Origin of the sequence: Streptomyces sp. NPDC001985, assembly GCF_040296845.1 — a bacterium.
Classification (GTDB): Bacteria; Actinomycetota; Actinomycetes; order Streptomycetales; family Streptomycetaceae; genus Streptomyces.
Genome location: NZ_JBEOYB010000132.1, coordinates 1 through 10341, shown reverse-complemented (window position 1 = coordinate 10341; position 10341 = coordinate 1). Strand labels below are relative to the sequence as shown.

The following is a 10341-nucleotide window of genomic DNA, read 5'->3' as shown; positions in this document are numbered from 1 at the left end:
CGTCGAAAGGAAATGGTCGAGCGCGACCATGTGGTCGCTCGCCGCGAGATGGCCGACGGTGCGGCCGAAGTCCCAGCTCGACCGGGATTCCGGAGCCCAGCGCATCCAGGACTCCCTCGGGCACCGCCAGGGCTGATTCCTCCCATGCGCAACAGCGACTACTACGTCCCCGCCATCGCCCTCGGGATCGCCTTCGCCGCCAAACTGCCCGCGCTGCGGCGCGGACGGCACGACCCGATGGTGCGCTCGGTGCTGTTCCTGCTCTTCACGGCGGCGATCTGTTTCTTCTTCGCCGCCCCGCCGACCATCGCGGCGGTGAACCGGATCACCGGGGTCACCAATCTCTCGGCCCCGCTGGTCTACTGCATCATGTGCTCCTTCAGCTGTGCCTGTCTGGTGCTGATCGTCAACTGGCGCGGCGGCCCGGAGGAGCGGGTCCGCCGCAGCTCCCGGCGGTGGATCGCGGCGTACGGAGCGGCCATGGCGGCGCTGCCGCTGCTCTTCCTGGCGGGCGACGCCGGGGTGGAGCGGCTGCGGGACTTCGACACGTACTACGCGGGAACCCCGTTCATCCGGGAGATGATCGTCACCTATCTGGTGGCGCACATCGCCGCCGCCGCGGTGACGGTCGTGATGTGTCTGCGCTGGGCCCGGGCGGTGGCGCACTGGCTGCGGCTGGGCCTGGTGGTGCTGGTGGTCGGGCTGGCCTTCAATCTGGCCTTCGGGATCGCCAAGCTGACCGCGGTGGTGGCGCGGTGGACCGGCCGCGACTGGTCCACCCTGAGCACCACCGTGGCCCCGCCGCTGGCCGCGACCGGCGGTCTGGTGCTGACCGTGGGCTTTCTGCTGCCGCTGCTGGGCCCGAGGCTCACCGGGGTGCGCCGGGCCTGGCTGACGTACGCGCGACTGGGCCCGCTGGCCCGGTATCTGCGCTCCGCGCCGGGCATCCGCCCTCCGCTGCCGGACATCCCCTGGTGGGCCCCGGCCGGGCTGCGGCTCACCGTGCGGGAGACGGCGATCCACGACGAACTGCTCAGGCTCCAGCCGTTCCTGGACGACCGGGTGCGGCAGCGGGCCTACGAGTCGGTGCTCGCGGGCGGCGCGCCGGGCCCGCAGGCGGTGATCGTGGGGGTCGCGGCGATGGTGATGGCGGCGGTGGGCTCGCGCGGTGACGCCGTGCCCCCGGCGGAGGACGAGGAGCATGTCCAGGCCGGCGCGGACGCGCTCACCGCGGCTCTCGCCCCGGGGCGCGACCGGCTGGTGCAGCTCTCCCGGGGGATGCGCTCCCCGCTGCTGACCGAGGCCGTCCGCGGCGCCGCCGCACCCTCCCCGCCGGCGGCCGGTCAGCCGCCGGGCCCCTCCCCCTCACAGAACGCGGAGACCAGGACCCGATGACGAGCCCCGCCCGTGTCCGTGCCGGCGAGAGGCCCCGCAGCCGCGCCGTCGTCCTCGGCGGCGGGCTGGCGGGCATGCTCACCGCCGCGGCCATGGACGGCCTGGTGGACGAGATCACCGTCGTCGAGCGCGATGTGCTCCCCGACGGCCCGGTGCCGCGCCGCTCGCTGCCGCAGGCCCGCCACACCCATCTGCTCTGGTCCGGCGGGGCCCGTGCCTTCGAGGAGCTGATACCCGGGATCACCGAGCGCTGGATCGCGGCGGGGGCGCGGCGGATTCCGCTGCCGACGGGGCTGGTCACGCTCTCCTCGCAGGGCTGGTTCCGACGGTGGCCGCAGACGCAGTTCACCATCGCGTGCACCCGGGATCTGCTGGACTCGGTCCTCCGCGAGCAGGTGCTGGGACGGCCGGCGGTGACCCTGCTCCAGGGGTTCGCGGTGGAGTCGCTGGCGGGCTCCGCCGACCGGGTGACGGGGGTGCGGGTGAGCGGCCCGGGGGGCCGGGAGCTGACGCTGGCCGCCGATCTGGTCGTCGACGCCTGCGGCCAGGGCTCGCGGGCCGTGGGCTGGCTCGGTGAGCTGGGCGTCGACGGCATCGAGGAGGGCCGGGTCGACTCGGGTCTGGTGTACGCGACCCGGCTCTACCGGGCCCCGGCGAACAGCGGGGACTTCCCCGTCGTCAATGTCCAGGCGAACCCCGGCGATCCGGTCCCGGGCCGGACGGCGACGCTGGTCCCGGTGGAGGGCGGCCTCTGGATGGTGACGCTCTCGGGCACCCGGGGCGGCCGGCCGTCGGCGGACCCGGAGGAGTTCGAGCCGTACGCCCGCTCGGCGGTGCGCCATCCCGTCGTGGGCGAGCTGATCTCGCGGGCGGTGCCGCTCTCGGACGAGGTCGCGGTGACGCGCTCCACGGTCAACCGGCGCCGCTGGTTCGAGCGGGCCCCGCGCTGGCCGGAGGGGTTCATCGCGGTCGGTGACTCGGTGGCCACCTACAACCCGGTGTACGGGCAGGGCATGAGCGTCGCGGCGCAGGGGCTGGTGGGGCTGCGCGGCGCGCTGCTGCGCCACCGCCCCGACGAGCCGGGGTTCGCCCGCCGGGTGCAGCGGGCCGTCTCCCGGCCGGTCTCCGTCGCCTGGGATCTGGCGACGTCCACGGACATCCAGTACCCGGGTGCGGTCGGGCAGGGGCCGGTCGCGGGATCGGCTCTGGTGAACCGTTACGCCACCCGGCTGACGTACGGGGCGACGGGGCGCGCCCGGCTCACCCGGGCCTTCCTCGATGTGATCACCCTCTCCCGGCCGCTGTCGTCCTGGCTGCACCCGGACATCGTGGTGGCCGCCCTGCGCGGTCCCGGCCGGTCGCCGCTGACGGGCCCGCCGCTGACGGAGGAGGAGTTGAAGATCGTCTCGGGGGGAGGGAGCCCACCGCTGACCGGGTTCCCCCTCGAACCCCATGACATGTGATACACGTCACATCACTTGGTGGCGCCGGAGTGCTGCCGGGTGCGGCCCGAACCCCGTCTTACGGGCGAGGAGTTGTACCCGCAGCAGAGGAGCGCCCGGTGATTCCCACGGTCGAACAGCCCATCCCGGCCCAGCTCATCAGCGACGCCCCTCGGCCCGTCCCGCTGACGGTGTGGCTGACCTACGGCGCGCACGACCCGCTCGCGGTCCATATGACCTTCTCCGCGGACATGTCGCTCAATGGCACCGGGGTGACCTGGACTTTCGCCCGAGCGCTACTGGAGGCGGGGCTGCGGGCCCCCTCGGGCGTGGGCGATGTGCGCGTCCGGCCCTGCGGCCGGGGCCGGACGGCGGTGGAGCTGCGGTCGTCGCAGGGAGTGGCGCTGCTGCGGTTCTCCACCGGGCGGCTGCGCCACTTCCTCCTCCGCACCTACGCGGCGGTCCCGGCCGATCTGGAGGCCGGCGCCCTGGACATCGACGGGACCGTGGCGGCGCTGCTGAGCGATGCGCGGGACTGGCAGGACTGACCCCCCTCGGGCCACCCGGGCCGCGCGCCGTACTACGGTCTGGACATGACGACTGCGGTGACCCGTACGGGTGTCGGCCCTCTGCTGCGCGGCTGGCGGGAGCGCCGGCGGGTGAGCCAGCTGGAACTGGCGCTGCGCGCGGACTCGTCGGCGCGCCACATCAGCTTCGTGGAGACGGGCCGTTCGCGCCCCAGCGAGGAGATGGTGCTGCGGCTGGCGGAGCATCTGGACGTCCCCGTCCGGGAGCGCAACTCCCTCCTGCTCGCCGCCGGTTACGCCCCCCGGTACGCGGAGACCCCGCTCGACGACCCCTCGATGGGGACGCTGCGGGAGGCCCTGGACCGGCTGCTCCGGGGCTATGAGCCCTATCCGGCGCTGGTCGTGGACGGCCTGTACCGGGTGGTGGCGGCCAACCGGGGGATCACGATGCTGCTGGACGGTGTGGCGGAGCATCTGCTGACCCCGCCGCTCAACGCGATGCGGATCACGCTCCACCCCGAAGGGCTCGCCCCGCGCATCCGCAATCTGCGGGAGTGGCGCGGCCACTTGCTGCACCAGATGGAGCGCCAGATCGCCCTGGTCCGCTCCGACGCCCTGCGGGAGCTGTACGAGGAGGTCGCCGCCTACCCGGTGCCGGAGGGCGGCGACGGCCGGAGCGGGGACGAGACGTTTCCGTACCCGTACTTCGCCCTGCCGATGGTGGTCGAGCACGAGGGGCGGGTGCTGTCGTTCGTGTCGTCGATCTCGACGTTCAACACACCGATGGATGTGACGGTCGCCGAGCTGGCCATCGAGACCATGCTGCCGGCGGACCCGGCGACCGTCGCGTATCTGCGCTCCCTCACTCCGTAGCGCGGGCGCGCAGCGCGGAGAACTGGAGCACGGCGAGAGCGGCCACGGTCAGCGCCTGGACCGGAATCCAGACGGCGCCCGCCGTGGTCGGGTCGAGCCAGAGGGCGAGCGCGGCGACGCTGACGGCGGCGTACAGCAGATTGGCCTCGACGACGGCCCGGACGGCGAGGCCGGCGGGCCGGGGGCGGGCGGCGACGGCGGCGACACCGGCCGCGTAGAGGAGCAGCGCGGCGCCGAGCACCAGGAGAAGACTCCGGTCGAGGCCGAGGAGCCGGGCGAGGGGGCCCGGGGCGACGAGACAGACGAGCCCGTTGACCCCGGTCACCACGGCGTCGAGGGCCAGGAAGCGGCGGAGCGCGGTCCCCGGCTCGGTGGTGCGGGCGATACCGGTGAGAAGCGTGGCGGTCATGGCGGATCGGCCTCCGTCGGGGGTTGTGGCGCCTGGTCGGGGAGGGAACCCGGGCGGAGTGCGCCGCCCGGGTTCCGTCCGCACCACAGTGCTCGACGGAGTGGGGGCCGGTCGATGACGCGCGGGGTAATGGCGGGCGGCGTCCCCGGTGCGTACGCGGGCGGGACCCGGGCCCGGCGCCCGGCGCCCGGCGCGGCCCGGTCCCGGCGCGGATCAGGGCGCGGATCAGTCCTGGTGCTGCGGGCGGATCACCGTGATGCCCGGCACCGGGGACGCACCCAGCGCCGCCAGGGCGTCCGGCGCGCCGTGCAGCCCCAGCTCACCGGTGATCAGCAGCTCGGGCCGGAGCGCACCGGTCGCGACCAGGGACATCATCGCCGGGTAGGCGTGGGCGGCCATGCCGTGGCTGCCGAGGATCTCCAGCTCCAGCGCGACCACCCGGTCCAGCGGGAGATGGACCCCGGCGGGCAGCAGGCCCACCTGCACGTGGCGGCCCTGGGGCCGCAGGCTCTCCAGGGAGTTGAGGCAGGTCACCGGGGAGCCCAGGGCGTCCAGGGAGAGATGGGCGCCGCCACCGGTGGCCGAGCGGACCGCCGCCGGCACGCTCTCGCCGGAGGCCGCGTCCACACAGACCTCGGCGCCACAGGCCCGGGCCAGCTCCAGCGCGCCCGGGGAGATGTCGACCGCGACCACCCGGGCCCCGCAGGCGGCGGCGATCATCACCGCCGAGAGGCCGGCCCCGCCGCAGCCGTGCACCGCGACCCACTCCCCCGCCCGCACCCGGCCCGGTCCGGTCACCGCGCGGAAGGCGGTGGCGAAGCGGCAGCCCAGGGCCGCCGCCGTGGCGAAGGAGAGCGCTTCGGGCAGGGCGACCAGATTAGTGTCGGCCCGGTGCAGGGAGACGTACTGGGCGAACGACCCCCAGTCGGTGAACCCGGGCTGCCGCTGCCGCTCGCACACCTGCTGCGCGCCCCGGGCACAGGGCTCGCACCGGCCGCACGCGCAGATGAACGGCACGGTGACCCGGTCGCCCGGCCGCCACCGCAGCACCCCGGCGCCCACCGCCGCGACCACTCCGGACAGCTCGTGGCCGGGCACATGCGGCAGGGCTATCCCGGTGTCGTGGCCCATCCAGCCGTGCCAGTCGCTGCGGCACAGCCCGGTGGCCTCGACACGGACCACCGCGCCACCGGGTGCCGGCCGCGGGTCGGGCACCTCCGTCACCGAGAGCGGACCACCGAACTCCTCGAACACAACGGCGCGCACGGGAAACCTCCTCGGCTGGGCTGCGGGGGCCTGCGGCGGTGCTTCAGCTCGCGCCCACGCTATCCGAGCCGCCCGGGCCGACCGGGCTGTCCGGGCCGACCGGGCCGACCGGGCTGTCCGGGCCGACCGGGCCGGAGCCCTCAGCGCTGTCCGGGCCGTCGGAGGGAGGCACCGGCACCTGGGGTCCCGCGCACTCCCGCAGCCAGTGCCGCAGGACCCGGTGCACACTCTCCGCGCCGACGAGTTCGGCGCCGTCGTCGACGGGCGGGGAGAGATCCGCCGGATAGAGCAGAAACGGCTGGGACTGCTCGCCGCCGAGGCCTCCGTGCGAGCCGATCTGCTCCTCGAAGGCGTGCACCCGGCCGGTCTCCGGCTCGTACATCGAGTTGACCATGATGTCGGCGACATGGGGGAAGGTGTCGGTGCGGCGCACGGCGTCGGCCGCGCCCTTGCCGAAACCGGCGAGCGGCCCGTCGTCGGTCAGCTCCGCGATCGGCACCTCGACCCCGCCGGCGCCCAGCACCACCGAGCCGTGCCGTTCGCTGCGCACCAGCAGGAAGCCGATGCCGGGGTGGTCGGCCAGGGTGCTCAGCAGGGCGGGGTGACGGGCCTCGATCTGTTCGCGGCTGAGGCGTCCGGGCACATCCGGGAAGGAGATCAGGGCGAGGTTGCCCGAGGCGAGGACGACCGGCTCGGCGTCCGGGCCCGCCTCGGGCAGCGGGTCGCCCTCGGCCAGCCGCCGGTGGAGGGCTCCGCGCAGAGCGTCCCCGACCGCGTCCCGGGCCTCGGCGCCGCACCGGGAGCGCTCGGCGCGCCGCGACACCGGCAGCCCGCACCCGGCCCGTACAAGATCCTTCAGCGTGAGTCCGTAGGCGCTCTCGAAGGTCTCCCCGGGGCTCTGTCCGTGGTCGGAGAGGAGCACGATCCGGTAGCCGCGCGGCGCGTGCTCGGCGACCTGGGAGATCAGGGTGAGGGAGCGGTCCAGGGACTGGAGCACCCGGCCCGCGTCCCGGCTGTGCGGCCCGGAGTGGTGGGCGACCTCGTCGTAGGCGACGAGGTCGGCGTAGACGGAGGTGCGGCCGGCCAGCATGTCCCCGATCACCGCGGCGACCACCACATCGCGCGAGACGACGGTGGCGAACGCCCGGATGAAGGGGTAGAGACCGCCGCGCGGGACCCTCGGTGTGTCGCCGCGCAGCCGGGCACGGGTGGACTGGCGCAGCTCACGGACCACTTCGGCGACGAAGGAGATCGCGGTGCGGACCGCGTTCGCGGGGTCGGAGAAGTAGACGAAGTAGCCGGCCCGGGAGCGGTTGGCCCGGCCGCGCCGGGTGGAGACGGAGAGCACCAGGGCGACCTGGTCAGCCCCGCCGCTGAAGAGGTTCCCCCGGCTCGCGCCGTCGAAGGTGAGCAGCCCTCCGTCGCCGGTCCGCTCGATGGCGCGGCGCTGGAGCTCGACGGCGCTGGCGGGCCGGTTGCTGACCATGATCCGGCCGCGGTCCTTCTCGTACCAGCGGAAGGCGGGGACGTCGTGGTTGGAGCCGTGGAGGATGCCCAGCTGGCTGGCGCCGGTCTGGCTGGACCAGTCGGTGCGCCAGGGGGTGAGCCGGTGGGTGCCGTCGAGCCAGTGGGCGACGGTGGGCATCAGCCCGTCCTTGGCGGCGCGCAGCAGCACCTCGTGGCCGACGCCGTCGAGCTGGAGGAAGAGCATTCCCGGGCAGGCCGGGTCGCCGCCGGCCTGCCCGGCGCGGCGTCTGCGGCGGGTGGCGAGCCGGGAGAGCCTGCGCCGGTAGGCGGTGTCGTCGCGCACGGCGAGCGCGGTGGAGGTGGCGGAGGCGACGGCCGACATCACCGCGGCGACGACGACGGCCGTCTCGGGGGCCGCGTCGCCGCGCCCGTCGGGGATCAGCCGCAGGGCGATCAGCAGCAGCGAGCCGTTGAGGAAGAAGACCAGCAGACCGAGGACGAGGGCGGGCACCAGCAGCAGGGCGCGCACCACCAGCGGCCAGACCAGCGCGGTGAGCAGGCCGAAGGCCCCGGCGCCCCAGGCGGCGGTCAGCGCGGTGCGGGTGACGCTGTCGCCGTCGGGGCCCTGGAGCCGGAAGTCCGGCAGGGCACCGGCGAGCGCCAGCATCGTCAGCGTGGAGACCGCCCACACCACGACCACCCGCAGCAGGGCACTCCCCGCCCTGCGCCATCGCCCTGCGGTCACACCGTCACCTCGTCCCGAATCGTCCTCCAGCGTGGCACAGCGCGCGGACCGCTCGGGACGGGGAGGGGTGGCGCGAGGGGGCGGGGCGGTCAGCAGCCGTCGTAGCCGGCGGTCGGCATGGAGAGCCGGCGGTGGACATCCGCCTTCATGGCGGCGTCGTACACCGGCTCGTCCTCGCCCGCCGTCTCCAGCGGTACGCCCCGGCGCGCGCACTCGGCGGCGAAGTCGGCCACCGAGGTCAGGGCGCGGGCCAGCACCTTCCCGGTGGGGACGAGGAAGAGATCGACCTGGCCGTCGTCCACATCGGCCCACAGTCCCCGGTGGTCGGGGCGGAGCCCGTAGAAGAGGAGGTGTCTGGTGACGGTGTGGCCGCGCTCGGCCGCCCAGCGGGCGCACATGGCCTGCTGGCCCCGGGTGTCGACCAGGAAGGGTTCCCGGTCCAGCTCTTCGAGGGGGGTCAGGCTGGCGATGGTCGCCACGCGTAAGCCGTTCATGGTCGTTCACCCTGCTCTCGTCGTTCGCGCCGAGCCTATCCCCCGGCCGGGCGGGCCGGTCAGGCCATAGGCTCGTAGGGAAAGCGTCGGGAGCTGGGAGGGTCGCGTGCCGGTGGAGGTCACTTGGTGGGGTCATGCCACCTGCACGGTCGAGGACTCCGGAACCCGGGTGCTGACCGATCCGCTGTTCGTCCGGCGGCTCGCGCATCTGCGGCGGCGGTGCGGGGCGGTGCCGCCGCCCGAGGCGGCGGAGGCGGACGCCGTGCTGGTCTCGCATCTGCACTCCGACCATCTGCATCTGCCGTCGCTGGGCCGGCTGGCGCCCGGGACGCGGCTGATCGTGCCGCGCGGGGCCGCGCGGGCGGTGCCGGGGGTGACCCGGCTGGGGCTGCGGGTGAGCGAGGTGGGGCCCGGGGACGAGGTGCGGGTGGGGCGGCTGACGGTACGGGCGGTGCCGGCGCGGCACGACGGGCGCAGGCTGCCGGTCGGCCCGCAGCGCTCGCCCGCGCTCGGGTTCGTGATCAGCGGGGAGACACGGACGTACTTCGCCGGGGACACCGGGCTCTTCGACTCGATGGCCGAGGAGGTCGGCGAGGTGGACACGGCGCTGCTGCCGGTCGGCGGGTGGGGGCCCTATCTGGGCCATGGCCACCTGGACGCGGGCCGCGCGGCGCTGGCGCTCGCGGCACTGAGACCGAGATGGGCGGTTCCGGTGCATTACGGGACGTACTGGCCGATCGGGATGGACGGGGTCCGGCCGCATGAGTTCTACGCCCCGGGCGACGAGTTCGTGCGGAAGGCCGCCGTGCTCGCGCCCGGGGTGTCGGTGTGCCGGCTGGGGCACGGGGAACGGTTCAGGCCGGAGGCCGCACGGTGAGTTCGCTGTCGGACGCGGTGGGGCGGGTCTCGGAGTTCCTGGCGGCGCTGCCGCCGGAGTCCACCCAGCAGGCGGTGGGGTACCCGTCGATCTTTCTGCTGGTGGCCCTGGGGGCGCTGGTGCCGGTGGTGCCGACGGGGGCGGTGGTCAGCTCGGCGGCGGTGGTGGCCTTCCATCAGTCGTCGCCGCTGACGCTGCTGTTCATCTTCCTGGTGGCGGCGGGCGCGGCGCTCCTCGGGGATGTGACGCTGTACTGGCTCGGGCAGCGCGGGGTGCGCTCCAGGAACGGCTCCCGCTGGCTGGAGCAGCTGCGGAGCCATGCGCCGGAGGAGCGGCTGGAGCAGGCGCGGCGGAAGCTGGAGGATCACGGGGTGGCGGTGCTGGTGCTCTCCCGGCTGATTCCGGCGGGGCGGATTCCGGTGATGATGGCGTGTCTGCTGGCGCGGATGCCGCTGCGGAGTTTTGTGCGGGGGGATGTGCCGGCGTGTCTGGCGTGGGCGGTGACGTATCAGCTGATCGGGATTCTGGGTGGGGTGCTGTTCGACCAGGCGTGGAAGGGGGTGGTGGTGGCGGTGGCGCTGACGGTGGCGATCAGCGGCGCCCCGATCCTCTGGCGCCGCCTCCGCCGCCCCACCCCCGGCAGCCAGGGCCGCCCCGCCTGACCCCGCGGGGTTCGTCCTCAAGCGACCTCCGGGAGGCGCCCCGGGCCGGGCTGGTTTTGCCCGACCCGCCGGAGAGCCGGGGCACGAAATCCAGCCCCTCCGGCGATTGAGGAGCGGGGGTTCGGGGGCCGGCCCCCGACCGTGGCCCGCCCCCTGCGGGCCCCCGTGGACCAGCGGCCGGCCA

The 10341-nt window shown here is 74.6% G+C and carries 10 protein-coding genes; 6 read left to right on the top strand and 4 right to left on the bottom strand.

Annotated features, from left to right (window positions below; all coding sequences use genetic code 11):
- Positions 1 to 144: 144 nt before the first annotated feature.
- From ABT122_RS32415 to ABT122_RS32400, 4 genes are all read left to right on the top strand, one after another.
- Positions 145 to 1395, top strand: a complete 1251-nt coding sequence (locus ABT122_RS32415; RefSeq protein ID WP_351559565.1) for an MAB_1171c family putative transporter — start codon at positions 145 to 147, stop codon at positions 1393 to 1395.
- Positions 1392 to 2858, top strand: a complete 1467-nt coding sequence (locus ABT122_RS32410; RefSeq protein WP_351559563.1) for an FAD-dependent oxidoreductase — start codon at positions 1392 to 1394, stop codon at positions 2856 to 2858. Before ABT122_RS32415 ends, ABT122_RS32410 begins: the two co-directional genes overlap by 4 nt.
- A gap of 98 nt (positions 2859 to 2956) precedes the next feature.
- Positions 2957 to 3385, top strand: coding sequence for an SsgA family sporulation/cell division regulator (locus ABT122_RS32405; protein WP_351559561.1), 429 nt, complete (start codon positions 2957 to 2959; stop codon positions 3383 to 3385).
- Between the two features lie 45 nt (positions 3386 to 3430).
- Entirely contained in the window at positions 3431 to 4237 is an 807-nt protein-coding gene (locus ABT122_RS32400) for a helix-turn-helix domain-containing protein (protein WP_351559559.1), read from the top strand.
- On the opposite strand, the gene ABT122_RS32395 is transcribed toward ABT122_RS32400, so the two are convergent.
- The 4 genes from ABT122_RS32395 to ABT122_RS32380 all read right to left on the bottom strand — a co-directional run bounded on the left by ABT122_RS32395 (position 4227) and on the right by ABT122_RS32380 (position 8618).
- Entirely contained in the window at positions 4227 to 4646 is a 420-nt protein-coding gene (locus tag ABT122_RS32395) for a hypothetical protein (RefSeq protein WP_351559557.1), read from the bottom strand. The two genes, ABT122_RS32400 and ABT122_RS32395, sit on opposite strands and share 11 nt — an antisense overlap.
- A gap of 225 nt (positions 4647 to 4871) precedes the next feature.
- On the bottom strand, positions 4872 to 5912 hold the full coding sequence (locus ABT122_RS32390) for a zinc-dependent alcohol dehydrogenase family protein (protein WP_351559556.1): 1041 nt from the start codon (positions 5910 to 5912) through the stop codon (positions 4872 to 4874).
- A gap of 43 nt (positions 5913 to 5955) precedes the next feature.
- A complete protein-coding gene (locus tag ABT122_RS32385) occupies positions 5956 to 8124 on the bottom strand; it encodes a phage holin family protein (protein WP_351559554.1) in 2169 nt (722 codons plus the stop codon).
- A gap of 89 nt (positions 8125 to 8213) precedes the next feature.
- On the bottom strand, positions 8214 to 8618 hold the full coding sequence (locus tag ABT122_RS32380) for a hypothetical protein (protein ID WP_351559552.1): 405 nt from the start codon (positions 8616 to 8618) through the stop codon (positions 8214 to 8216).
- A gap of 106 nt (positions 8619 to 8724) precedes the next feature.
- On the opposite strand from ABT122_RS32380, the gene ABT122_RS32375 reads away from it, so the two are divergent.
- Complete coding sequence (locus ABT122_RS32375) at positions 8725 to 9495, top strand: MBL fold metallo-hydrolase (protein ID WP_351559550.1); 771 nt, start codon at positions 8725 to 8727, stop codon at positions 9493 to 9495.
- Positions 9492 to 10157 (top strand): DedA family protein, encoded by a 666-nt coding sequence (locus ABT122_RS32370; RefSeq protein WP_351559548.1) that lies wholly within the window; start codon positions 9492 to 9494, stop codon positions 10155 to 10157. The genes ABT122_RS32375 and ABT122_RS32370 overlap by 4 nt, the downstream gene beginning before the upstream one ends.
- The last annotated feature ends 184 nt before the right edge of the window (positions 10158 to 10341 follow it).